The sequence below is a fragment of the Kaistia geumhonensis genome, from assembly GCF_030815145.1.
Taxonomy (GTDB): domain Bacteria; phylum Pseudomonadota; class Alphaproteobacteria; order Rhizobiales; family Kaistiaceae; genus Kaistia; species Kaistia geumhonensis.
In genome coordinates, this window is sequence record NZ_JAUSWJ010000001.1 from 2,167,095 (window position 1) to 2,192,846 (window position 25,752).

Consider the following 25,752-nt stretch of genomic DNA (forward strand, 5'->3'; position numbering starts at 1 on the left):
GCCTGGAACGTTCCAAGAGCCGTGCCTGCGGCGGCATTGCGTATTGGCTAGAGCCGCGGGATCGCGAGGCCGCCGTCGAGATCGATGACGGCGCCGGTTGCGAAGCCGAACGCGCCCGATGCCAGCGCCACCGCGGCGCGGCCGATATCGGCGCCCTCGCCCCAGCGGCCGGCCGGCACGAGACCGCCGGCGATCAGCCGGTCGTATTTCTCGCTGACCTTCGCCGTCATGTCGGTGCGGATGATGCCGGGGCGCAGCTCGTAGACGCCGATATCCGTGCCGGCGAGGCGAAGCGCGAGGTTCTGCACGAACATCGCGAGCCCGGCCTTGGAGATGCAGTAATCGGCGCGCTCCGGCGAGGCGAGCGCGGCCGAGACCGAGGAGACGGTGAGCACGGCGCGCGGATGGGCCGGCGTCCGGGCGAGCATGTGCTTCACCACGGCCTGCGTCAGGAACATCGTGCCGCGCAGGTTGACGTCGATCACGGTGTCGAAATTCGCCGGCACCAGATCGAGCAGGTCGCCGCGCACCACGGCGCCGATGCCGGCATTGTTGACCAGCACGTCGATCGGACCGAGCTCGGCCTCGATGGCGTCCAGAGCGGCCCCGTGGCCGGCGAGGTCGGCGATGTCGAAGGCGGAGAAGGCGACGCGGCCACCGGCCGCCGCGACGCGGGCGAGCGCCGCCTCCGCCTCGTCGTCGCGCCGCGTGCCGGTCATGGCGACGTCATGGCCAGCCGCCGCGAAGGCTTCGGCGATGGCGAGGCCGATGCCGCGCCGGGCGCCGGTGACGAGGGCGACGGGCCGGGCGACGGGCCGTGTGGAGACATTGGAGGTCATGCCGCGAATCCCGTGGCGATCATGTGGTCGGCGGTGCGCAGCGCCTGCGCGGCGATGGTGAGCGCCGGATTGACGGCGGCCGAGGTCGGCAGGAACGAGGCGTCGACGACGAAGAGGTTCGGGTGGTCATGCGCGCGGCAGAAGGTGTCGAGCGCCGAGGTCGCCGGATCGGTGCCGAAACGGATGGTGCCGCACTGGTGCGAGGGGGTGCGTCCGTCGAAGTGATGCGTCAGCACCAGCGGGAAGCCGGCGGCATGGAAGCGCTCCTTCATGACGCGCACGAGCTTCCAGTGCGCCTCCATGTTGGATCGCTTCCACTGCATGATGACGCGATCGCCATCGACGCGGATTCGGCTGTCGCGATCGGGCAGATCCTCGTTCATGGCGAGGAAATCGACGCTGTGACGCGACAGGAGATTGAGCGCCCATTCCGGAGCGAAACGGACATTCGCCTTGAGGATCGCCCCGGAGACGCGTCCGAGCAGCTGCATGTTGCCGAGCGGCTTTCCGCCCTTGCCGTCCGAGAGATAGAAGTCGTTGAAACCGAACGTCTTCTGGTGGATGGCGTCATTGGTGAAGCGCGGATCGACGGCAATCATCGCCGTCATGTTGTGGCTCATGAAATAGCGCCCGACCACGTCGGAACCGTTGGCGAGCCCGTTCGGAAAGGCGTCGCTCTTGGAGGCGAGCAGCATGGCCGCCGACTTCACGGCGCCCGTCGAGAGGACGACAATCTTCGGTGACAGCGTCTTCGTCTCACCGTCTTGCACATAGACGACCGACGTGATGCGCCCGTCCGGCCCGGCAACGAGCCGCGTGACCTCGGCGCCGGTTTCGATCGTGATATTGGGATCGGCGAGAGCGGTCGCGAGACCGCAGGTCTCGGCGTCCATCTTGCCGGTGCGGGCGTCCGGAAACGCATCCCACGGCGTCTTGGCCTTCTTCAGCCATTGATCGATGTCGACGCCGAGCGGCAGCGAGGCGGGATGCAGGCCGACGGCGGCGAGCCGCGCCCGCACCTCGGCGAGCGCCCGCTCGTCCTTGATGGCAGCGAAGGGATAGGGCGTTGAGTGATAAGGCTCGGTGTCGTCGTCGCCAAGCTCGCCGCGGACCCGGTAGAGCTGCTCGGCGCGGCTGTAATAGGGCTCCATCTCCGCATAGCGGATCGGCCAGGCCGGCGAGACGCCGCCGTCATGCTCCATGGCCTCGAAATCCTCGGCGCGATAGCGGATCAGCACCGCGCCGTAGAACTTCGAATTGCCGCCGACATAGTAGTAGTTGCCGGGATTGAAGGGCGCATCGCCCGCCTCGGCGTCGTACCACTGCTCCTTGGGCCGAAAATGGCCACGCTGGAAAATCGCGCGCGGATCGCGGTTTTCGGGCCGATCGGCGAGCTGGCGCCCCTTCTCCAGGATGAGCACGCGCGCGCCCGAGCCGGCAAGCCCGGCCGCGAGGGTCGCCCCGCCCATGCCAGAGCCGATGATCACGATGTCTGGGGTCATGAACGTCACGCCACGCGCTGCTCGGTGCGGGGATCGAAGAAGACCGCCTTGTCCATGTTGAAGGTGAAGGGCGCGCGCTGGCCGCCGCGCACCGCCGCGTCGGAGCGCATGCGCGCGATGACATGCTTGCCGCCGAGCTGCGTCACGACGAAGGTGTCCGAACCGGCCGGCTCGACCACTTCCACATGGCAGTCGGCATCGACCAGGGTACGGGCGTTGCGGTCGGCGCCGTCGTGATCGGTGATCGCCTCGGGCCGGATGCCGAGCAGCACCTCCTGCCCGATGACGCGGCCGAGACGCTCCGAAGCGGGGCCGGGATCGAGGATGAGGTCCTTCTCGTTCGAGCGGGCGAGCGCCACCACCGTGCGGCCCTCCTCGCTGCGCACCGAGGCCGGGACGAGATTCATCGACGGCGAACCCATGAAGTCGGCGACGAAGAGGTTGACCGGGTTGTTGTAGATCTCGGCCGGGGTGCCGAACTGCTGCAACACACCGTCGCGCAGCACGGCGATCTGGGTCGCCAGCGTCATGGCCTCGATCTGGTCATGCGTCACATAGACGATGGTCGTGCCCATGCGCTGGTGCAGCCGCTTGATCTCGGTGCGCATGTCGACGCGGAGCTTCGCGTCGAGATTGGAAAGAGGCTCGTCGAACAGGAAGACCTGCGGGTTGCGCACCAGCGCGCGGCCCATGGCGACGCGCTGCCGCTGGCCGCCCGAGAGCTGCGAGGGCTTGCGCTTCAGGAGATGGGCTATCTGCAGCATCTCGGCGACGCGGGCGACCGCCGCCTCGCGTTCGGCCTTGGCGACGCCGCGCATCTCGAGACCGAAGGCGATGTTCTCGCCGACCGTCATGTTCGGATAGAGCGCGTAGGACTGGAACACCATCGCGATGTCGCGCTGCGAGGGGTGTAGCTCGTTGACGCGCCGGCCATTGATGCGGACCTCGCCATCCGAGATGGAATCGAGCCCGGCGATCATCGACAGGAGCGTGGACTTGCCGCAGCCGGAGGGGCCGACCAGCACGAGGAACCCGCCCTCCTCCACGGAGAGCGTGATGCCCTTCAGCACGTCGACATTGCCGAAGCGCTTGACCAGCCGGTCGATTTCGAGAAACGCCATGGTGCTATCCCTTGACGGCGCCGGCCATCAGCCCGCGGACGAAGTAGCGGCCGGCCAGGATGTAGACGAGGAGGGTCGGCAGCGCGGCGATCATCGCGGCGGCCATGTTCACATTGTATTCGACGACGCCGGTCGAGGTGTTGACGACGTTGTTGAGCGCCACCGTCATCGGCATCACGTCGCCCGAGCCGGCATAGGCCGAGGCGAAGAGGAAGTCGTTCCAGATATTGGTGAACTGGTAGATCACCGTCACGACGATGATCGGCAGCGAGTTCGGCAGCAGGATGCGCCGGAAGATCTGGAAGAAGCCGGCGCCGTCGACCATCGCCGCCTTGACGAGCTCGGTCGGGAACGCCTCGTAATAGTTGCGGAAGAACAGCGTCGTGAAGCCGAGGCCATAGACGACGTGGACGAAGACGAGGTTCACCGTCGGATTGCCGAAGCCGAAATTCATGCCCGTCATGTTGATGAGCGTCTTGCCGAACTGGCCGAATGTGCCGAGCACGGTCGCCATCGGCAGCAGCACGGCCTGGAACGGGATGAAGCAGGCGAAGAGCATCAGCCCGAAGACGAGGCGGTGGCCGGGGAAGCGCCACTTGGTCAGCACATAGCCGTTGAGAGCGCCGAGCAGCGTCGAGATCGCGACGGCCGGCACGACCATCTTGATCGAGTTCCAGAAATAGCCGTGGATGCCCTCGCAGGTGAGGCCGACACAGGCCTCGCCCCAGGCCCTGATCCAGGGATCGAGCGTCGGCTCCTTCGGCAGAGCCAGGATGTTGCCGTGCTGGATTTCCGGCATCGGCTTCAGCGAGGTCAGCAGCATCACGAAGAACGGGATGAGATAGACCAGCGCGAAGAGGCCGAGCAGCCCGTAGATGACGATGCGCGAGACGATCGGCGAGCCGGGCGCCCGCGGGGCGACGGTGGCGGTGCTCATCGCGCCTTCTCCCTGAGCTCGGAATAGAGATAGGGCACGATGATCGCCGAGATCGTCGCCAGCATGATCACGGCGCTCGCCGAGCCGACCGCCATCTCGTTCCGCTTGAAGGTGTATTCGTACATGAAGTTGGACGGCAGCCAGGCCGAACCGCCCGGCCCGCCGGAGGTCAGCGCCACGACGAGGTCGTAGGACTTGATCGCCATATGGGCGAGCACGATCAGCGCCGACAGGAAGACCGGCCGCAGCAGCGGAATGATGATGCGGCGATAGAGCTGGAGCGGCGAGGCGCCGTCGATCTGCGAGGCCTTGATGATCTCGCCGTCGATGCCGCGGAGCCCGGCGAGGAACATCGCCATCACGAAGCCCGAGGCCTGCCAGACGCCGGCGATCACCACCGTGTAGATCACGTAGTCCTTGTTCTTGATCCAGTCGAAATGGAACGAGGTCCAGCCCCACTGGTGCATGGTCTGCTCGAGGCCGAGGCCGGGATCGAGGAACCACTTCCACGCGACGCCGGTCACGATGAAGGAAAGCGCCATCGGATAGAGATAGATCGGGCGCAGGATTCCCTCGCCGCGGATCTTCTGGTCGAGCAGGATCGCGAGCAGCAGGCCGATCGCCAGCGCGAAGACGACGTAGAGCACGCCGAAGATCGCCATGTTGGTGATCGAGGTGTACCAGGACGAGGGCGGATCGCTCTCGAAGGTCCAGCGCCAGAGCCGCTGATAGGCGCGCGCGTCGGTCAGGACATATTTCGGGAAGGCCTTCGAGTTGGTGAAGGAGAGATAGATCGTCCACAGGATGAAGCCGTAGACGAAGACGAGCGTGATCGCGAAGCTCGGCGCGAGCACGAGTTTCGGCAGCGCCTGCTGCAGGCGCGCCCGCATGGTCGGCCGGCGCGCCGTCCGCGCCGCGGCACCGCCATTCGATGTGGCTATCGACGTCATGCGGTCCTCCCCGACCGTGGCCGGTACGATGCTCGCTTCGTTCCCGAATGGGAATGGATGATCGGGTTCGCGGATTCCCTCACCTCCCCGATCGGGAGAGGCGAGGGACCCGTTTCGCCCCTCGCTCGGCGAGAGGCCCGGCAGGGCGGCTCCCTCCCCTTGGCGGAGAGCGAGCCGCGTCCGCCGCTTACTTCGCGTCGTCGATCGCCTTCACGAGTTCCTCGACCGCCTGGTCGGAGGACGTGATCTGGCCATGGACGAACTTCGAGACGACGTCCTTGTAGGCATTGGCGACCGCGGGCGGCGCGCCATAGCCCTGGGCAAGCGAGCCGAACAGCGTGCCGCCGTCATTCGCCGCCTTCAGATCGGCGATGCCCTTCTTGCCGCAGGCGTCGAAATCGGTATCCGGCACGTCGGTGCGGGCCGGAACCGAGCCCTTGACGACGTTGAAGGCCGACTGGAAGCTCTTCGACAGCGTCGCCTTGGCGAGCGCGACCTGCGCGGCCTTGCGATCGTCCGGCACGTCGAACATGCCGAACATGTCCGAGTTGTAGATCACCGAGCCGTCAGTGCCGGGGAAGCGGTAGCAGAGGAAGTCGGTGCCCGGCACCTTCTTCGCCGCAACGAACTCGCCCTTCGCCCAGTCGCCCATCACCTGGACCAGCGCATCGCCATTGATGACCATGGCGGTGGCGAGGTTCCAGTCGCGGCCGGAGAAGTTCGGGTCGACATAGTCCTTGAGCTTGGCAAGGTTGTCGAACGACTTCTTCATCGTGTCCGACTTCAGCGCGTCCTCGTCGAGGTCGTTCATCGCCTTCTTGTAGAACTCGGGACCACCGGTCGAGAGCACGATGCTGTCGAACATCGTCGCTTCCTGCCAGTTCTGGCCGCCGAGCGCGAGCGGCGTGACGCCGGCCGCCTTGGCCTTGTCGAGCAGCGCGACGAACTCGTCGAAGTTCTTCGGCTCGGTGCCGCCGATCTTGTCCATGACGGCCTTGTTGATCCAGAGCCAGTTCACGGAATGGACGTTGACGGGCGCCGCGACCCACTTGCCATCATAGACGGCGAACTTCTGCAGCGCTGCCGGAACGGCCTTGTCCCAGCCTTCGGCGACCGCCGTCTCGGTCAGGTCGCCCATCTTGCCGGCCTCGGCATAGTCGAGAACGGTGTAGCCGAGCATCTGCGAGGCGGTCGGCGGGTTGCCGGCGGCCACCATCGCCTTCAGCGCCGTCATGGCGGCGTCGCCGCCGCCGCCGGCGACCGGCACGTCCTTCCAGGCATAACCCTGCTGGGCGAGGTCCTGCTTGAGGACGTTCAGCGCGGCCGCTTCGCCGCCCGAGGTCCACCAGTGCAGCATCTCCACTTCCTTGACGTCGTCCGCATGCGCGGTCAGCGCCGTCGTCGCCAGCATGGCCGCAGCCATCATCAGTCTACGCATTCGTTCCTCCTCCCGAATGAAGGCCGCTTCCCTCCCGGACGCGGCCTGCTCCTCCTCAGCCGTCCACCCACCACGAGGTGCGGGGACCGCGATGGAACTGGATCGTCTTCGATTCCGTGAAGTCCTCGACGGCGCCCTTGCCAAGCTCGCGGCCGACGCCGCTCTGCTTCATGCCGCCGAAGGGCAGCTCCGGATAGCCGTCCATGAAGGTGTTGACCCAGACCGTGCCGGTGCGCGCGGCGCGCGCCACCGTCACCGCCGTGTCGATGTCCTTCGACCACACGCCGGCCGAGAGGCCGTAGTCGGTCGTGTCGACAAGCCGGATCGCCTCCTCGACGCGCTCGAACTCCATGACCGAGAGGACGGGTCCGAACACCTCGTCGCGGGCGATCGCCATCTCGGGCTTCACGCCGGTGACGACGGTCGGCGCCATGTATTGGCCGGCGCCGCTCGCAAGGCCCGCGCCGCCGATCGCGACCGAAGCGCCGTCGGCCGAGGCGTCGACCACGGCATTCTCGATCTTCTTCAGATGCTCGGGCGTGATGATAGCGCCGACCTTTGTCGCGTCGTCGAGCGGATCGCCGACCCTGACCTTCGCCGCCCGCTTCTCGAAGGCGGCGAGGAAATCGGCCGCCACCGCCTTGTGGACGATGAGGCGGCTGCCGGCATTGCAGCATTCGCCGGCATTGAAGAAGGCGCCGAACACGGCGGCATCGACCGCCGCCTCGAGATCGGCATCGGGGAACACGACCTGCGCGTTCTTGCCGCCGAGTTCCATCGCGACCTTCTTCAGCGTCGCCGAGGCCGCCTGCATGGTCGCCTTGCCGACGCGGGTCGAGCCGGTGAAGGTCACCATGTCGACCGAGGGATGCGTCACCATATGGGCGCCGACCTCGGGGCCGGTGCCGAGCACGATGTTGCAGACGCCTTCCGGCAGGCCTGCCTCCATGAGCAGTTCGCCGAGCACCACCGTCGAGGCCGACGTCATCTCGCTCGGCTTGACGATGGCCGTGCAGCCGGCGGCGAGCGCGAAGGGCAGCTTCTGTGCGACGATCAGGAACGGAAAGTTCCAGGGCGTGATGATCGAGACGACGCCGATCGGCTCGCGCAGCACGACGCCGAGCATGCTGTCGCCGAGATTGGCGTAGCTCTCGCCGTGCAGCGTGCGCGCCAGCGAGGCGGCATAGCGCCAGATATCGGCAGCGCCCGCGACCTCGCCGCGCGCCTGCGCGATCGGCTTGCCGCTCTCGAGCGCGTCGAGCCGGGCGATCTCCTCGCGGCGGGCATCGATGAGATCGGCTGTCTTCAGGAGGACGGCGGCGCGGTCGGCGGCCTTCATCCGTGGCCAGGGGCCGCGATGAAACGCGCGGCGCGCGGCGGCGGCGGCGCGGTTGACGTCGCCCTCCGAGCCGAAGGCATAGCGGCTGACCAGCACGCCGTGGCCGGGGCTGACGCGCTCGCCCTCGAGGCCGACCTCGCCATCCGTCCACTTGCCGTCGATCAGCATCTGGTAGCGGCGGGGTCCGCTTTGCGCCTCGGGAAGGTGCTTCGGATCGATATGGAGTGTCATGTCAGCGATCCTCGAAATGGGCCGGCCGCTTCTCGCGGAAGCTGGCGGCGCCTTCCTTCAGGTCATGAGTGAAGGCGACGAGGGCACCGGCGACGGATTCGATCGCCGCGGCCTCCTCTTCGCCTTCGGCGGCATTGATGAGTTGCTTGGTCACCTGGACGGCGACCGGACCGCGCGATGCGATCGATGCGGCCAGCGCCTTCGCGGCGGCGAGCCCCTCGCCCTTCGGCACGACCTTGTCGACGAGCCCGAGCGCAAGTGCCTCCTCGGCGCCGAACATCTCGCCGGCGAGCGCCATGCGCTTCACCACCCGCGAGCCGTAGCGCCGGACGAGGCGCTGCGTGCCCGACCAGCCCGGCACCATGGCCAGCCCCGTCTCCGGCAGCCCGATACGGCCATGTGCCTCCATGACGATCAGGTCGGCCGTCGCGGCGAGTTCGAGGCCGCCGCCAAAAGCGTGGCCGTTGAGGCAGGCGACGAGCGGCTGCCGCAGCCGTGCGAGGCGGTCGAACACGCGGTGACCGGTGCGGATCCAGCCACGCATGAAGTCGACGGGATCGAGCCCGGCCCAGGCGGCGATGTCGCCGCCGGCGGAAAAGGCCTTCTCGCCGGCGCCGGTGATGACGGCGGCGCGCACCGCGCGATCCGCCTCCGTCGCCTCCACCCAGGCCTCGATGCCGGCCATCATGGTCTGATCGAGCGCGTTGAGCTTTTCCGGCCGGTCGAGCGTCAGCACGGCGACGGCGCCGTCGACCTCGCTCCTGATGCGCGCCCCGGCGCTCCTTGCCTCAGCCATGGGAGGCTCCATCCAGCGAGAGGCCGATCTTCTCCGGCCAATAGAGCCGTTCCGGCGTGACCTTCAGGTCCTTCGCGACGCGGAGCGGGAACTCGGACTGGCGGAGGATGTCGCGCTCCAGGTCGAAGCCGGGGGCGATCTCGATGACCTCGACGCCCTCCGCCGTGAGCCGCATCACGCAGCGTTCGGTGACGTAGAGGATCTCCTGCCCCTGCGCGACCGCGCGGCGGCCGGAGAAGGAGACATGCTCAACCTCCTGGACCAGCTTCTTGACCTTGCCTTCCTTCTCGATGCGCACCGCGCCGTCCTCGATCGAGAACTTTGCGCCGGCGTTGAAATAGCCCGAGAAGATGATGCGCCTTGCGCGCGCCGTGATGTCGACGAAGCCGCCGGCGCCGGCCGTCACATGCGGACGGGCAGAGAGGCGGGAGACATTGACCGATCCCGAGGCGTCGATCTGCAGGAAGGAGAGCAGCGAGCAGTCGAAGCCGCCGCCCTGGAAATAGACGAACTGCTGCGGGCTCGGCACGATCGCCTCGGCATTCGAGGCGCAGCCGAACTGGAAATCCAGGAGCGGCACGCCGCCGACGGCGCCCTGCTCGATAACCCAGGTGACATCGCCATGCCGCGCCTCGTCGATGAGGATGCGCGGCACATTGGCCGAGATGCCGAAGCCGATATTGACCGCCCAGCCTGCCTTGAGCTCCAGCGCGACGCGGCGCGCGATGACCTTGGCGATATCGAAGGGCGGGATCTCGAAACTGTCGAGGGGCCGGGAGATCTCGCCGGAAATCGCCGGTTCATACGGCGTCTGGCAGGTCTGCCACTGGTCCGGCGCGACGACGATATGGTCGACCAGCACGCCGGGCACGTGCACGGCGAAGGGCTTCAGCGTGCCGGCGCGGGTGATCCGCTTCACCTGCGCGATGACGATGCCGCCATTGTTGCGCACGGCGAGCGCCTGATCGAGCGGGCCGAGATAGGCGCCCTCGTGCTCGAAGGAGAGATTGCCGCGCTCGTCGGCCGTCGTGGCGCGGATGATCGCGACGCTCGGCACGATGGCCGGGAAGAACAGCCATTCCTCGCCGCGGAAATCGATCACCTCGACGACAGGCTCCGAGGCCGCCGCCGCGTTCATGGCGCAGCCATGGCGGCGGGGATCGGCGAAGGTGTCGAGCCCGACCTTGGTGATGACGCCCGGCCGCTTGGCCGCTGCCTCGCGATGCATGTCGAACATGATGCCCGACGGGATATTCCAGGCGGGAATGGCGTTCTCGCCGATCATGCGCCAGATCGCGGGCGGCTCGGCCGAGGACGGGCCGGAGGGATACGAGCCGGCAATGATCCGGCCGAGGAGGCCTCGCTTCGCGATATGGTCGATGCCCTTGATGCCCGACATGTCGCCGGCGGCGATCGGGTGCAGCATCGTCAGGTTCTTCGGATGGCCCGTCGCCTCGAAGACGCGGCCGATCGCGGCGAGCGTCGCATCCGGGCAGCCGAGCGCGCTCGCCGAGGAGACGGTCACGACCGCGTCGTCGGGAATGAGCGCCGCCGCCGCATCGGCCGAGATGACCTTGCTTGCGATCACAGCCCGGTCTCCACCTTGACCGTGCCGCCGGTCTTCGCCGCCTCGGCGACGGCGAGGCCGAAGGCGAGCGAGCGGATGCCGTCCTCGCCCGTCGCAGCCGGCTCGCCCTCGCCGCGGACTGCGCCGTGGAAGGCGCCGAGCGCGCGGACATAAAGGTCGCCGCGGTCGAAATCGATCACATGCTCGCCGCTCTCGTTGCGCAGCACGACCGAGCCCACCGGCTTTTGGGTCATCACGTCGCGCGCGATCAGCGAGCCCTCGGTGCCGTGCACCTCGAATCCGGTCCCGGCATATTTCGCGGTGAAGGCGTCATGCGTCTGCGCGATGAGGCCGGAGCGGAACGTCACCGTCGTCATCACCGCGTCGGCGAGGCCGCCTTCGCCCATGCCGCCGCTCTGCGTCATCGCGACGACGCTCTCCGGCTCGTCCTGCAGCACGAAGCGCAGCGTGTCCGCGTCATGCACGGCGATGTCGAGAATGACGCCACCGCCGGCCGCCGGCGCGTTGATGCGCCAGCCCTGCAGGAAGGGCGGCAGGAACACGGCATGGAAGACGCGCGCGGCGAGCGGCCGGCCGATGCGCCCTTCGGCGATCGCGGTGCGCATCGCGCGATGGGCGCCGGCATTCCTCAGATGATGGTTGGTCGCGAAGACGACACCGGCCGCGCGGGCCGCGTCGACCATGCGATGGGCGTCGGAAAGATCGAGGGCGAGCGGCTTCTCGCAGAGGATATGCTTGCCCGCCCTGGCGGCGGCGAGCGCCTGGTCGCGATGAAGCTCGTTGGTCGTCGAGATGTAGACGGCATCGACATCGTCGCGCGAGAGCAGCGCGTCGAGGCTGTCGGTCGCCGAGGGAATGCCGTTCGCCGCCGCATAGGCGTTGGCGCGGCCGGCATCCGCGCTCATGACCGAGACCACCTCGCCGCCATTGGCGCGGATGGCGTTGATCACATGCTCGCGGGCGATGTTGGAGGCGCCGACGAGGCCCCAGCGGATGGTGGTCATTGCAGTCTCCCGGTTGCGGCGCCGCAGCTCGCCCTGACGACGAGATCGACATCGCTGACGAATTCCTCGGGCCGCGCATCGCCGTGGATCATGCGCAGCACCTGATGGGCGGCACGCTCGCCGAGCGCGCCGGTATCGACATGGACGGTCGTGAGCGGCGGATTGGTGTGGCGTGCCTCGGCCACGTCGTCGAAACCGACCAGCGCGAAGTCGCGGCCGGCAGCGAGGCCGCGCCGCTCGAGCCCGCTGAGGACGCCAAAGGCGACGACGTCGTTGAAGCAGAGCGCGGCGGTCGGCGGCGCGGCCATGTCGAGCACATGGCCGATGGCGTTCTGGCCGCATTCGCGATTGGGCGGCCCCTCGATCACGAGCATCGGATCGACGGGCAGGCCCGCCGCCGCGAGCGCCGCCTGGTAACCGCCGCAGCGGTCGTTCTGGGCGATCATGTCGCTGTAGCCGCCGAAGAAGGCGATGCGCCGGTGGCCGAGCGCCAGCAGATGCTCGGTCGCGCGGCGCGCGCCGCGCAGGTTATCCGGCGTGACCGAGGAATAGCGCGGGCCGGCGAGACGCCGCATGGCGAGCACGACCGGCACGCCGAGCTGGGCCATGGTCTCGATGTCGGACGGACGCGTGCCGCGCGCCGGGCAGATGATGAGCCCGGCGATATCGTGCTCCGACATCGAGCGAAGCACCTCGCCCTGCCGCTTCGGGTTCTCGATCGTGTTGGCGATGAACGGGATGTAGCCGGCGGCGTGGAAGACGCGCTCGATCCCGACCGCGAGTTCCGCGAAGAACGGGTTGGCGAGGTCGTTGATGACCATGCCGACGATGTTGGAGCGCTGGCCGCGCAGATTGGCGGCGCCGCGGTTGTAGACATAGCCGAGCGCCTCGATCGCGGCGACGACCTTCTCACGCGTCTCGGCCTTCACCAGCGGGCTTCCCTGCAGGACGAGCGACACCGTCGACTTCGACACGCCGGCATGGCGCGCGATGTCGATCATGGTGACGCGCGCGGCGCCTGCTGGCGTTTCCCGGGTGCTCATGGATCGGCTTTCGCGATCTCTTTTTGGAACGTTCCAGTTTTCTAGCGCCTCGGTCTGCCGACGTCAAGGTAGAGGAATGAGCGGTCTCAAGCGGCCTGAATGGTTGATTTCGCGATCAAACAGATGCGGAAGTCATCACCCGGATTAGGAACGTTCCAATGCAGATTCGCCTCAGCCAGTCCGAAATCGATCCGCTTCGGCAAAAAAGAAGGCCGCGCCCCGAAGGACGCGGCCCGGCCTCGCTAGTGGATGTTCCGCTATTCGGCGGCGATGCGCATGGCGGCCGCCTGCTCCGCGTCGTCGGCCTTGCGCTCGGCCGAGGCGGTGGCCTCGGGGCCGGCCGAAGGCGTCTCGTCCTCGTCGGATCGGTTCGGCCGCACGATCCAGTGGAACAGCCCGGCGATGCCACGCGAGATGTCGTCCATGATCGTGTAGACCGACGGGATGAAGACCAGCGAGAGGACGGTCGAGACGAGCAGGCCGCCGATCACCGCGATCGCCATGGGCGAGCGGAATTCGCCGCCCTGTCCGACGCCATAGGCGGCCGGCAGCATGCCGGCGGCCATGGCGATGGTGGTCATGACGATCGGGCGGGCGCGCTTGCGGCCGGCATCGATGATCGCCGCGGTCTGCTCCATGCCGTGCTTCTCGCGCTCGACGGCGAAGTCGACCAGCATGATCGCGTTCTTGGTCACGATGCCCATCAGCATCAGGATGCCGATGATCACGGGCATCGAGAGCGCGTTGTTGGTGATGAGCAGCGCCGCCACCACGCCGCCGACCGAAAGCGGCAGCGAGGCGAGGATGGTGATCGGCTGGATCACGCTGTTGAAGAGCAGGATCAGCACCACGAACACCATCATGATGCCGGCGCCCATCGCGACCGCGAAGCCGGAGAAGACCTCGCCCTGGATTTCCGCGTCGCCGGTCTCCTGGATGCGGACACCGGCCGGGAAGTCCTTGACGGCGGGCAGCGCCTGGATGCGCTCGAGGCCCTGGCCCGACGTGTAGCCGGTGGCCATGTCGGTCCCGACCTTGACCAGCCGCTCGCGATCATAGCGCTCGATCGTCGACGGGCCCTGCCCGAAGCCGATATCGGCGACCGCGGACAGCGGGACGGAACCGCCGGATGGCGTCGGCACGCGCAGCGCCTGCAACAGGCTGAGATCGCCGCGCGCCCCTTCGCGGAACTCGACGCGGATCGGGATCTGGCGGTCGCCATCCGTGAACTTCGCGAGCTGGCTGTCGGCATCGCCCATGGTGGCGACGCGCACCGTCTCGGAGATCGCGTCGGTGGCGATACCGAGATCGGCGGCCTGGTCGCTCTTCGGCGAGATGCGGATCTCGGGACGGGCGAAGGAGGCCTGCGCGGCCGGATTCGAGAAGATCGGATCCTTGCGCATCGCCGCTTCGAGCGAGCTCGCCGCCGTGGCGACGGCGTCGCCGTCGCGCCCGAGAATGCCGACCGTCGCTTCACGATCGCCGCGCTCGTTCATGAAGAAGGCCCGGATATCCGGCACATCGGCGAGCTGGTCCTGGACGATCAGCTGCAGTTCCTTCTGGCTCGGCCGGCCGCTCTCCTTCGGCGTCAGGTTGAGCACGACGGTCGCGCGGCGCTTCTCGAGCGTGCCGGTCGGCGAGGTGCCGCCCATCACGAACACGCTGGCGACGCCCTCGACCTTGCCGAGCAGGCTGGAGATCGCGTCGGTCACGCGCTGCGTCTCGTCGAGCGTCGATCCCGGCGGCAGTTCCACCGACGTCACGATGCGGCCCTCGTCCACCGGCGGGATGAAGCCGGTCGGCAGATACTTCGTCGCGTTCATGGAGACGAGGAAGAAGGCGACGCCGAGCGAGATCGTGACGAGCGGCATCAGCGGGAAGCGCAGGCGGACGCGCTCGCTGACGCCGTTGACCTGATGGTGCCAGGGCATCGGGATGCGCGGGCGCCACAGCGTCGCGCGCAGCAGCCCCGTATAGAGGCGCATGATGAAGCCGTCGTCATGCTCCTCGGGATGCGGCTGGCCGAGCCAGGTAACGAAGACCGCCGCGATGAGCACCACGGCGAGCGTCGCGCCGATCACCAGCGGCCAGCCCATCGGCAGGAGGCGGGCGGCGATGCCGTCGAGCATGGCGAGCGGCGACCACCAGGACGCGGCGGGACCGGCGGTCTCGACGAGCATCAGCAGCGCGACGAACAGGATGCCGAGCATCGCGAAGCCGCCGACCCGGCGCCGCAGCGTCGGGCCGAAGCCCCGCCAGCGCGGCCGTCCGTCCGTGCCGTCGCCCACATAGGGTTCGCGCATGAAGAAGGCGGCCATCATCGGCGTGATGAGGCGTGCCACCAGCAGCGAGAAGAACACCGCGATCGCGACCGTCAGGCCGAACTGCTTGAAATACTGGCCGGCGACGCCGCCCATGAACGACACCGGCGCGAAGATGGCGATGATCGTCGCCGAGATCGCGATGACCGCGAGGCCGATCTCGTCGGCGGCCTCGAGCGCCGCGCGATAGGGCTTCTTGCCCGTTCGGATATGGCGGACGATGTTCTCGATCTCGACGATGGCGTCGTCGACGAGAATGCCGGTGACCAGCGTGATGCCGAGCAGGCTGATGAGGTTCAGCGAGAAGCCGAGCATCGACAGCGCCCAGAAGGTCGGGATCGCCGAGAGCGGCAGGGCGATCGCCGCGATCAGCGTCGCCCGGATATCGCGCAGGAAGAGGAGCACGACGAGGATCGCGAGGATCGCGCCCTCGACGAGCGTGTCCATCGCGCTCTCGTAGTTGCCATAGGTGTAGTAGACGCTGTCGTCGATGCGGCTGAAGGCGACGTCCGGATAGGCCTCGCCGAGCTGCTTCACCTCGGCCGCGACCACTTCCGACACCGAGGCGTCGCTGGCGCCCTTGGCGCGGTAGATGGCGAAGGCGACGACCGGCTTGCCGTCGAGCCGCGCGAAGGATTTCGGCTCCTCGTAGCCGTCCGTGATGGTGCCGAGATCGGAGAGGCGGACCTCGCGGCCGCCCGTCAGCACGATGCGCGTCGCCGCGAGATCGTCCATGCTGGCGGCATTGGCGAGCGTGCGAATGGTCTGTTCCTGGCCGCCCACCTCGGCCCGGCCGCCGGACAGGTCGACATTCGTCGCCCGAAGCTGGCGCGAGACCTCGGCCGCGGTGACGCCGAGCGCCATCAGCCGGTCGGGATCGAGGCGCACCTGGATCTCGCGCGTGACGCCGCCCATGCGCTCGACACGGCCGACGCCCTTGAGCCCCTGCAGGTCGCGGATGACGGTATCGTCGACGAACCAGGACAGCTCCTCCGGCGTCATCGCCGGCGCCGTCACGGCATAGGTCTGGATCGACTGCCCTTCGACATCGATGCGCTGGATGATCGGCTCCTCGACCGAGCCCGGCAGGTCGCTGCGGATCTTGGCGATCGCGTCCTTGACGTCGTTGAGCGCCCGGTCGGTGTTGACCTCGAGGCGGAATTCGACCGCCGTCGTCGAGGACCCGTCGGTCACCGTCGAGGTCATGTGCTTGACGCCCGAGATGCCGGCGATGGCATCCTCGACCTTCTTGGTCACCTGCGTCTCGAGCTCGGCCGGCGCCGACCCGACATCGGTCACCGTCACCGAGATGACCGGCACGTCGATGTTCGGGAACTTCGTGATCGGCAGATGGAAGAAGGAGTAGAGCCCAAGCGCGATCAGGACGACGAAGAGGAGGATCGGCGGAACCGGGTTGCGGATCGACCAGGCGGAGAAGTTCCAGTTCATCCCTTCACTCCTTCGGCCTCAGTCGCCGCTGAACTCGCGGCCGCCGGCTCGCCCGATGCGCCGCCGGACGCGCCATCCTTGGCGGGCACCGGCGTCACCTGGTCGCCGTCGCGCACGAAGGTGCCGGCGCGCAGCACGACCTGCTCGCCTTCCTTGACGCCGGAGCGGACCTCGACGAGGCCCTCGCCGGAAATGCCGGTCTCGAGGCTGCGCGTCTCGATGCGTCCGTCGACCACGACCTGCGCGGTCGGCTTGCCGGCGACGGTCACGATGGCCGATTGCGGCAGCGCGATGCCGTCATGGCGGGCGATCTCGATGGTGGCACGCGCGAAGGCGCCGACGGTCACCGCGGCATCGGCGGGGAGCGCAATGCGGACGCGGCCGAGCCGCGAGGCGGCGTCGATGCGCGGCGAGACGAGGCGGACCATGCCCGGGATGACCGCGCTGGAGCCGGCGACATGGATCGCGGCGGTCTGGCCGACGGCGATGCGGGCGAGCGCCGTTTCGGGAACCTCGGCCTCGAGTTCGATGGCGCCGTCCTCGGCGATGCGGAACAGCGGCTCGCCGGCACCGGACACGACCGCGCCGATGCGGGCGTTGCGCGACAGGACGATACCGGCGGTCGGCGCCTTGATCTCGGTCTTCGCCAGACGGAGCTCAAGCTCCCGGCGCTGTGCCCCGGTCAGCGCCTTATCGGCCTCGGCGGCGGCGAGCCCCTGCTCGGCGGCGGCCCGGCGGGCCGTCGCGGCATCGGCAGCCGAGCGGCGCTGGTCGAGCGTGGCGTCTGCGGCGAAGCCCTTCTCCTTCAGCGAGGCGCTGCGGTCGAGCGCGGCCTTGGCCTCGACCTCCGTCGCCACGGCCTCGGCGATCTGGCTCTTCGCCTGCGCGATGGCGGCATCGGCGCGGGCGATCTGCGAGGTGTTCTGGGCGAGCAGGACGTTCAGCGTATCGGCATCGAGCCGCGCCAGCACCTGGCCGGCCGCGACGCGGTCGCCTTCCTCGGCCTCGACCGCGACGAGGCGGAACCCGTCGAGATCGATGCCGACCAGCACCTCCTCGCGCGGGACCAGCGATCCGACCGCCGTCTCGCTGTCCACCACGGTGCCGCGCGCGGCGGGGGCGACGGTGATGGCGGGCGGACGGGCCGTCGCCGCGGCCGGCGCGGGCTCCGCGCCGAAGGCGGGCGCGCCGAGCAGCAGGACGGAAGCGCCGGCCAGGAAGGCGGCAATCGCGGCGGAGACCGCCAGGCGGATCACATCACTCATCATCGACCGCCGCTGAGCGGCGCCTTCTAGCAAGAGGGTCGGCCGGGGCGGTTCTGGAGCCGCCTCCCTGGCGTCAGGTCCTGATCTGCAGCACACCGGCGATCAGCCGGCGCATGACGGGTTCGATACGATCCGGCGTAAGTTCCGGATCGGAAATCTGGCGCAGCGCGATGCCGTCGACGGCGGCCATGGTGATGCCGATGGTCGCGTTCATGTCCTCGATCGGCGGGATCTCGCCGCGAGCGATCGCTTCCTCGAAGATCTCGCGGATCGTCTCGCGGACATGGTCGTCGATGCGGGCGAAGCGCTGGCCGATCGTGCTGTTCCGGAGGCTTTCGGCGCCGATCTCGGCCATGAGGCTGGACGCGCCGGCATCGCGCATGAAGGCGAAATAGCCCATCGCGCAGCCGCAGAGCCGGTCGATCAAGGGCGCCGTGCCGCGCATGGTCTCGACGATCGCCGCGGCATCGCAGCGCTCGTCCTCGGCGATCGCCTCGATGATCGCCTCCTTGGAAGGGAAGTAGCGGTAGAGCGCGCCGGGGCTCATCCTGGCCTCGGCGCAGATCTCCTGCATCGAGGCGCCGCGAAATCCGGATCGGGCGAAGCAGGCCCGCGCCGCGTCGAGCACCTGCCGCCGCCGCTCCTCGTGCGTCGCCTGCATCCTGCCGCCCTGTTCCGCCACGACCGCCGTCATCTCGTCCCTTACCGCCATGCGAATGAACATTCGCTCGCAGCAAATGGCGAGGCTCCGGCCAGGAGTCAATGACAGGCCGAGAAGAATCTTCGCGGAGGGGGGATGCGACCGAAGATTGAGCAGAATCCGCCTGCAACTGCCCGCTTCGAGGGCGGCTCCTGTTTCAACGGTGGAACGTTCGGGAGGTCAAAAGAGGAAGAGCCCCCCTCCCCGGCGCCCCGCTGAGCGGGAGAGGGAGATGAGGAGGCTGGACCGGGAGGGCACAGCATCCATGAAGCGCGAAACCGGCCCTCTCTCCCGCGAGAGCGGGGGAGAGATGGAGAGGGGGGCTCCTAAACGACCGGAGGGCTCAAGCCGGCATCAGCTGGTCCACCGCCGCCATGACGCCGCGCAGCTCGGCGAGCCCCTTGAGGCGGCCGATGCAGGAATAGCCGGGATTGACCTTGAGGCCGGCCTCGACCTTGTCGATGTCGTCGACCAGCAGATGGCCATGATCGGGGCGCATCGGGATCGCGGTATCCGTTCGGCCCTCGGCGGCGCGGCGGCGTTCCTCACGGATGAGGGCCCCGATCAGCTTCACCATGTCGGTGCCGCCGGCGAGATGGTCGTCCTCGAAGAAGGAGCCGTCCGCCTCGCGCGTGACGTTGCGCAGATGCACGAAATGGACGCGCGGCCCGAATTCCTCGGCCATGGCGGGGAGATCGTTGTCGGCGCGGGCGCCATAGGAGCCGGCGCAGAGCGTCAGCCCGTTGGCGGTGATGTCGACCGCCGAGAGCAGCGTGCGCGTATCCTCGGCCGTGGAGACGACGCGCGGCAGGCCGAACAGCGAGAAGGGCGGGTCGTCGGCATGGATGCCGAGCCGGACGCCGAGCTCCTCGGCGAGCGGCGCCACCTCGCGCACGAATTCGATCAGATGCTCGCGCATCTCGGCGTCGCCGAGGCCGTCGAAGCGGGCGATCTGCCTTGCGATGCCCTCGCGGGTATAGCTGTCCTCGCCGCCCGGCAGGCCGGCGATGATGTTGGTCTCCAGCCGGCGGACGGCCGCGTCGTCCATCGCCTTCGCGCGGCGCTCGGCCTCGACGTTCAGTGCGTCGGAATAGGAGGCGCTCGCATTCGGCCGCTTCAGGACATGGACGTCATAGGCGACGAAATCCGGCATGTCGAAGCGCAGCGCATAGCCGCCGGTCGGCCGGCGGAACATGAGATCGGTGCGCGTCCAGTCGACGACGGGCATGAAGTTGTAGCAGACGACCGGAATGCCGGCCTTGCCGAGGCTTTCGAGGCTCTTCTTCCAGTTGTCGATCTTCTCACGGAAGGCGCCCGAGCGCAGCTTGATCTCGGACGGGACCGGGATCGACTCGCAGACGCTCCACCTGAGCCCGGCCTTCTCGATGATCGCCTTGCGCTCCGCGACATCCTCGCTCGTCCAGGCGCGGCCGTCATAGATGTGATGCAGCGCCGTGACGATGCCGGTGGCGCCGGCCTGCTTCACATGATCGAGGGTTACCGGATCGTTCGGCCCGAACCAACGCCAGCACTGTTCCATTCTTTTCGTCCTCCCGGATTGCCGCGACAAGGGATAGCCGGCGCGGCGGCGCTGTCCAGCCCCGCCTCAATGGAAGTCGCGCGATTTCGGGATGACGCGGACGTTCCGGGGATGGCCGCCGCGCGGATATTGCGGGTGCAGGAATTCGTCGGCGCGGGAGAGCTGCAGCTTCGCCTTGTGGTCCTCCGAGAGCCGCGCGAGATCGCCGGTCCTGTCGACGAGATGGCCGGCGACGAGATGGACGATGCCTTCCGGGCTCTTCTGGATGCGCCCCTCGACGAGCAGCAGCCGGGCGCCGAGGATGACGCGGCGATAGCGGTCGAACATGCGCGTCCAGACGACGATATTGGTGACGCCCGTCTCGTCCTCCAGCGTCATGAACACGACATTGCCCTTGCCGGGCCGCTGCCGCACCAGGACGATGCCGGCCATGCGCGCCCGCGCCCCGTCGGCGAGCGATACCGTCTCCGCCGCCGAGAGGATGCGCTCGCGGCGATAGTCGTCGCGCAGGAAGGACATCGGATGCGCCTTCAGCGACAGGCGCAGCGTCTGGTAGTCCGCGACGACATGCTCGGACAGCGGCATCACCGGCAGCGGCGCATCGCTCTCGCGGCCGAGTTCGGCCGCATCGGCAGCGGCGAAAAGCGGCAGCGGCGCGTCGCCCGGCAGGCGGCGGACATTCCACAGCGCCGCGCGGCGGTCGAGGCCGAGCGAGCGGAAGGCGTCGGCATCGGCGAGCTTCTCATAGGCCCGCCGCTCCAGCCGCGTCGCGCGCACGAAACCGTCGAAATCGGCGAAGCTGCCGCCGGATGCCGCGTCCCTGGCCGCCGCGATCCGCTCCGCCCAGTCCTCGCGGAAGCCGTCGATCTGGCGGAAGCCGAGCCGCAGCGCGACGACGCCGTCCGCAGCGCGCTTCAGCGTGTTGTCCCATGAGCTCGCCGCGACATCGACGGGATGGATCGGCACGCCATGCTCGGCGGCATCGCGCACGATCTGCGCCGGGGCATAGAAGCCCATGGGCTGCGCGTTCAGCAGCGCGGCGGCGAAGGCGGCCGGGTAGTGGCACTTGATATAGGCGGAGACATAGACGAGCCGCGCGAAGCTCGCCGCATGGCTTTCGGGAAAGCCATATTCGCCGAAGCCCTTGATCTGGCTGAAGCAGCGTTCGGCGAAGGCGCGGTCGTAGCCTCGCCGCACCATGCCCTCCACCATCATCGCCTCGTATTTGTGGATGGTGCCGTTGTGGCGGAAGGTGGCCATCGCCCGGCGCAGCCCGTTGGCCTGGTCGGGCGTGAAGCGCGCGGCGACCATCGCCATCTTCATCGCCTGCTCCTGGAAGAGCGGCACGCCGAGCGTGCGGCCGAGCACCTGCTTCAGTTCGTCCGCCGGGCCATGCGCCGGTGAAGGCGAAGGATAGCTCACATCCTCGAGGCCCTGCCGGCGGCGCAGATAGGGATGCACCATGTCGCCCTGGATCGGCCCCGGCCGCACGATCGCCACCTGGATGACGAGATCGTAGAATTCCTTCGGCCTGAGGCGCGGCAGCATGTTCATCTGCGCGCGGCTCTCGACCTGGAAGACACCGATCGAGTCCCCCTTCTGAAGCATGGCATAGACCGCCGGATCGCCCGGCTTCACGGTGTGCAGCTCGTAGCGCTTGCCCTCCGTCGCCGCGATCAGGTCGAAGGCCTTGCGGATGCAGGTCAGCATGCCGAGGCCGAGCACGTCGACCTTCATCATCTTCACGACATCGATGTCATCCTTGTCCCATTCGATGAAGCTGCGCCCCTCCATCGCGGCAGGCCCGCTCGGCACGAGATCGTTGAGCGGGTGGCGGGTCAGCACGAAGCCGCCGACATGCTGCGAGAGATGGCGCGGGAAGCCGCGCAGCGCCTCGGCAAGTTCCACGGCACGGGCGACGACCCTGTTCCGCGGATCGAGCCCCGCCTCGCGTACATGCTTTTCCTGCAGCGCCGAGCCCCAGCCGCCGCCCCAGACCGTGCCGCCCAGCGCCTGGATGACGTCCTCCGAAAGGCCCAGCGCCTTGCCGACCTCGCGGATGGCGCTCTTGGTGCGATAGGAAATCACCGTGGCGCAGATCGCCGCATGCGAGATGTGGTAGCGGCGATAGATGTACTGGATCACCTCCTCGCGCCGCTCATGCTCGAAATCGACGTCGATATCGGGGGGCTCGCGCCGCTCGGCCGAGAGGAAGCGCTCGAAGAGCAGCTGGTGCTCGGCCGGGCTCACCGAGGTGATGCCGAGGCAGTAGCAGACCGTCGAATTGGCGGCCGAGCCGCGTCCCTGGCAGAGGATGCCGACGCTCTTCGCGAAGCTGACGATGTCGTGCACCGTGAGGAAATAGGCCGGGTAATCGAGCTGCGCGATGAGCGCCAGTTCCTTGGCGAGCCCGTCGCGGATGCCGTCCGGAATGCCGCCGGGGAAGCGCTCGCGCGCGCCGGCCCAGGCCAGCGTTTCGAGATGGGCCTGCGGCGTCACGCCGGGCGGCACCGGTTCGTGCGGGTATTCGTACTGGATCTCGTCGAGCGTGAAGGTGATGCGCGACAGGAACCGCAGCGTCTCGGCGACGGCGCCCGGCCGGTCGCGGAAGAGCCGCGCCATCTCCTCGCCGTCCTTCAGATGCCGCTCGGCATTCGCCTCGAGCCGCCGGCCCGCCTTCTCGATCGTCGTCTTCTCGCGGATGCAGGTGAGCACGTCCTGCAGCGGTCGCCGCTCCGGGCCGTGATAGAGCACGTCGTTGACGGCGAGGAGCGGCACTCCGGTCCTTTGCGCGACATCCGCCATCGCGGCGAGGCGGCGGCGGTCGTCGCCGCGGCGGCGCATCGCGGCGGCGAGGAAGCAGCGCCCCGGCGCGAGGCCGGCGATGGCGCCGAGCATGGCGGCGAAGTCGTCGCCGGGCCTTTCCGGCGGCATCACGATCAGCAGCGAGCCCTCGACATGGGCCGCGAGATCATCGCGATCGAGATGGCATTCGCCCTTCGGCGCCCGCCTTTTGCCGAGGCTCAGCATCTGGCAGAGCCGCGAATAGGCGGGAAGGTCGGTCGGATAGGCGATGATATCGGGCGTTCCGTCGCGAAAGCCGAGGCGCACGCCGACCACGAGGCGGAAGCCCGCGGCGCGCGGATTGCCGATCTCCTCGCTCGTCCAGGCGGCATGCGCCCTGACAATGCCGGCGAAGCTGTTGCGATCGGCGATGCCGATGCCGGCAAGGCCGAGGCCATAGGCGCGCGCCACGAGTTCGCCCGGATGCGAACCGCCTTCCAGGAAGGAGAAATTGCTCATCGCCGCGAGCTCGGCATAGGCGAAGGGCGGCCCGCTCATGCGAAGAGCCCGTGCATGTACCAGCGCGGCCCGGCCGCCGCGTCGCCCCAGAGGCCCTCGCGATAGAGCCAGAAGCGGCGGCCCTCCTCGTCCTCGACGCGGTAATAGTCGCGGTCGAGCGTGTCGTCGGCCATGCGCCACCATTCGGGCGCGATCCGTTCCGGCCCCTCCGCCCGCGCCACCTTGTGCAGCACGCGGCGCCAGCGGAAGCGGAGCGGCGGCCCGTCCGGAACCTCGGCCAGCGCCTCGACCGGCTCGGGCGGATCGAAGAGGCTGAGCGGCCGCAGCGGCGGCTCGCCGGAGGGAACCGCATCCTCCCAGCCACCCGATGCGCCGACCGCCGAAAGCACCGGGACGAGGCGGGCGCGCCGCTCGGGAAGATGCGTATCCTGCGGCAGGAAGCGCAGCACATGCTCCGGCCCGAAGCGGGCGCCGAGCCGGTCGACCAGATCGGCGACCGCATCCTCGGCCCGGGCGCGGCCGTCGAGGCTGGTCGCCACCTCGGCGAAGGGCTCGGTCTCGAAGGAGCCGAGGCGGACGAGATCGAAACCGAAGCCGGCTTCCAGCGGATCGGACAAGGCGGCCAGCCGCTCGCGGAAGAGGGTCAGGATCGCCTTCGGATCGCGGTTCGGCCGGGTGGTCGCGACGGCGATGCGGCGCACATGGCCGTCGACGCGGTAGAAGACGGCCTCGAAGCGGCGGCCGCCCTCGCCGCGCTTTTCGAGCAGGCGCGCGACATCGGCGGCGAGACCCGCGAGGGTGGCCTCGATATCCTCGGTGCGGGCGATCGGCTCGAAGAAGATGCGCTCGGCCAGCGCGACCGGAACGAGCCGGCGCGGCGAGATCGGGCGATGGGCAAGGCCGGTGAGCCGGGCGAGCCGCGCGACGCAGTCGGCGCCGAAGCGGGCGGCGAGCGGCGCGCGCGGCCGGTCGATGAGATCGCCGATCGTCTTGAGGCCGGCCCGCAGCAGCGCCGTCGTCGCCGCGGCATCGAGGCCGATCAGGGCAACCGGCAGGTTGCGCACGGCCGCCGCCTCGCGGCCGGCGGGCACGACGCTCCCCGGCCGGGCCCGGGCGAGCGCCCGCGCCGCGTCCGCCGCCCCGGCGATGGCGCCGCGTGCCGTGATGCCGAAGGCGGCGAGCCGGGCAAGGCAATCCTGAAGCAGCGCCGCCTCGCCGGCGAAGAGATGCGCGACGCCGGTGATGTCGAGCATGAGCGCGGCCTCGCCGTCCTCCGCAACCAGCGGCGTATAGCGGTCGCACCAGTCGGCGATCCGCTCGAGGAGCGCGGCATCGGCGGCGGCGTCGCGCTCGGCGACGAGCGGATCGGGCACGCGCGCCCGCGCCTCGGCAAGGGCGAGGCCGGGGGCGAGCCCCAGCCGCCGCGCCGCCGGATCGGAGGCGGCGATGACGAGCGCCCCCTTCGCCTTCTCGACGATCAGGAGCGGCGCCTCAGGAGGCGCGGCGGCGAAGGGCGCCCCGGGAATCCGGCGCAAGCGATCCGAAGCGAGGAACGGCATCAGGATCGCGCAATAGCGGCGGGGGCTGGAAGCGTTGCTCATCGCGGTTCCATTCGAGACGCCAGGGGCCGGCGGGCGGCCCGTGGCGATGGCGCAGCAGCTTGAGATCGAAGGTCGGCGGCCCCGGTGCATTCATCGGCAGGGCGCGGGACGGGCCGGAGGCGACGCTCCACCGCGTCTCGACGCCGCCGGGCGCGGCGCGGGCGCCGGGCCGGAGCAGGATGACGGTGACGCCCGACTGCTCGGCCGCGAGCAGCAGGCGCCGCTCGGAGGTGAGGTCGAGCGCCTTCGGATCGCCCCAGAGCTCGAGGATCGCGGCGCCGAGCGCCGTGCAGCGGGCGATGTCGACACCCGCGCTGAGCACCGGGACCGCGCCGTCGAGATGAACCAGCACGAGGCGCGCCGGATCGAGCCCCAGCGCCGCGAGCCCGTCGGCATGCAGCGTGCCGGTTTCCCGCGCCGCGGCCCTCGTGCGCACCCAGAGGATCGGCTCCCCCTTCGCCGCGGCGACGAGGGCGAGCGCGAGCGCGAAGCCGGACGAGGCGGGCGCATCGGCAATCGCGTCGGGGATGACCTCGTGCAGCATGCCGGCGCGCAGCCCGCCGCCGAGCGCGGCGTCCACCGCGCCGCGATCGAGCGACACGCGCCGCGCCGCCTCGCCCTCACCTTCCGCGCCGCCGGCCTCGATCGCCGCGACCTGCCGCCGCAACGCCTCGATGCAGGCTCTCGCCGTTGACTTGCCGTCCATCACCCGTCGCCATGCAAGAGTGTTCCTGTTTTGTTCTATAACGACTCCGGGAGGGGAAAGAGTCAATCGACGGCGAAAC

18 protein-coding genes are annotated in these 25,752 nt (G+C 68.8%); all 18 read right to left on the reverse strand.

The genetic code is table 11. The annotated features are described in order from the left end of the window. Positions 1-47: 47 nt before the first annotated feature. Entirely contained in the window at positions 48-839 is a 792-nt protein-coding gene (locus QO015_RS10320; RefSeq protein WP_266279615.1) for a 3-ketoacyl-ACP reductase, read from the reverse strand. Then, on the reverse strand, positions 836-2,341 hold the full coding sequence (locus QO015_RS10325) for an FAD-dependent oxidoreductase (protein ID WP_266279614.1): 1,506 nt from the start codon (positions 2,339-2,341) through the stop codon (positions 836-838). Before QO015_RS10325 ends, QO015_RS10320 begins: the two co-directional genes overlap by 4 nt. Positions 2,342-2,346: 5 nt before the next feature. Further along, a complete protein-coding gene (locus tag QO015_RS10330; RefSeq protein WP_266279613.1) occupies positions 2,347-3,462 on the reverse strand; it encodes an ABC transporter ATP-binding protein in 1,116 nt (371 codons plus the stop codon). Positions 3,463-3,466: 4 nt separating this feature from the next. Beyond that, positions 3,467-4,399 carry a carbohydrate ABC transporter permease gene (locus QO015_RS10335; RefSeq protein WP_266279612.1) on the reverse strand — a complete coding sequence of 311 codons (933 nt, stop codon included), beginning with the start codon at positions 4,397-4,399 and terminating at the stop codon, positions 3,467-3,469. Then, positions 4,396-5,349: a carbohydrate ABC transporter permease gene (locus QO015_RS10340; protein ID WP_266279611.1), complete on the reverse strand. Its 954-nt coding sequence runs from the start codon at positions 5,347-5,349 to the stop codon at positions 4,396-4,398. Before QO015_RS10340 ends, QO015_RS10335 begins: the two co-directional genes overlap by 4 nt. 187 nt (positions 5,350-5,536) lie before the next feature. Then, complete coding sequence (locus tag QO015_RS10345; RefSeq protein ID WP_266279610.1) at positions 5,537-6,787, reverse strand: ABC transporter substrate-binding protein; 1,251 nt, start codon at positions 6,785-6,787, stop codon at positions 5,537-5,539. A gap of 55 nt (positions 6,788-6,842) precedes the next feature. After that, a complete protein-coding gene (locus QO015_RS10350; RefSeq protein ID WP_266279609.1) occupies positions 6,843-8,357 on the reverse strand; it encodes an aldehyde dehydrogenase family protein in 1,515 nt (504 codons plus the stop codon). 1 nt (position 8,358) lies between these two features. Next, positions 8,359-9,153, reverse strand: coding sequence for an enoyl-CoA hydratase/isomerase family protein (locus QO015_RS10355; protein ID WP_266279608.1), 795 nt, complete (start codon positions 9,151-9,153; stop codon positions 8,359-8,361). Next, positions 9,146-10,741, reverse strand: coding sequence for an acyl CoA:acetate/3-ketoacid CoA transferase (locus QO015_RS10360; protein ID WP_266279606.1), 1,596 nt, complete (start codon positions 10,739-10,741; stop codon positions 9,146-9,148). The genes QO015_RS10355 and QO015_RS10360 overlap by 8 nt, the downstream gene beginning before the upstream one ends. After that, on the reverse strand, positions 10,738-11,745 hold the full coding sequence (locus QO015_RS10365) for a Gfo/Idh/MocA family protein (RefSeq protein WP_266279605.1): 1,008 nt from the start codon (positions 11,743-11,745) through the stop codon (positions 10,738-10,740). The genes QO015_RS10360 and QO015_RS10365 overlap by 4 nt, the downstream gene beginning before the upstream one ends. Further along, positions 11,742-12,788, reverse strand: a complete 1,047-nt coding sequence (locus QO015_RS10370; RefSeq protein ID WP_266279603.1) for a LacI family DNA-binding transcriptional regulator — start codon at positions 12,786-12,788, stop codon at positions 11,742-11,744. Before QO015_RS10370 ends, QO015_RS10365 begins: the two co-directional genes overlap by 4 nt. A gap of 257 nt (positions 12,789-13,045) precedes the next feature. After that, a complete protein-coding gene (locus QO015_RS10375; RefSeq protein WP_266279602.1) occupies positions 13,046-16,558 on the reverse strand; it encodes an efflux RND transporter permease subunit in 3,513 nt (1,170 codons plus the stop codon). Then, positions 16,555-17,826: an efflux RND transporter periplasmic adaptor subunit gene (locus QO015_RS10380; RefSeq protein WP_266279601.1), complete on the reverse strand. Its 1,272-nt coding sequence runs from the start codon at positions 17,824-17,826 to the stop codon at positions 16,555-16,557. The genes QO015_RS10375 and QO015_RS10380 overlap by 4 nt, the downstream gene beginning before the upstream one ends. Positions 17,827-17,896: 70 nt before the next feature. Beyond that, on the reverse strand, positions 17,897-18,535 hold the full coding sequence (locus QO015_RS10385) for a TetR/AcrR family transcriptional regulator (RefSeq protein WP_266279599.1): 639 nt from the start codon (positions 18,533-18,535) through the stop codon (positions 17,897-17,899). Between the two features lie 331 nt (positions 18,536-18,866). Then, entirely contained in the window at positions 18,867-20,063 is a 1,197-nt protein-coding gene (gene uxuA / locus QO015_RS10390) for a mannonate dehydratase (RefSeq protein WP_266279598.1), read from the reverse strand. A gap of 66 nt (positions 20,064-20,129) precedes the next feature. Next, a complete protein-coding gene (locus QO015_RS10395; protein ID WP_266279596.1) occupies positions 20,130-23,405 on the reverse strand; it encodes an error-prone DNA polymerase in 3,276 nt (1,091 codons plus the stop codon). Further along, positions 23,402-24,967, reverse strand: coding sequence for a Y-family DNA polymerase (locus QO015_RS10400; RefSeq protein ID WP_266279594.1), 1,566 nt, complete (start codon positions 24,965-24,967; stop codon positions 23,402-23,404). Before QO015_RS10400 ends, QO015_RS10395 begins: the two co-directional genes overlap by 4 nt. Beyond that, positions 24,858-25,673, reverse strand: coding sequence for an ImuA family protein (locus tag QO015_RS10405; protein WP_266279593.1), 816 nt, complete (start codon positions 25,671-25,673; stop codon positions 24,858-24,860). Before QO015_RS10405 ends, QO015_RS10400 begins: the two co-directional genes overlap by 110 nt. Positions 25,674-25,752: the final 79 nt, after the last annotated feature.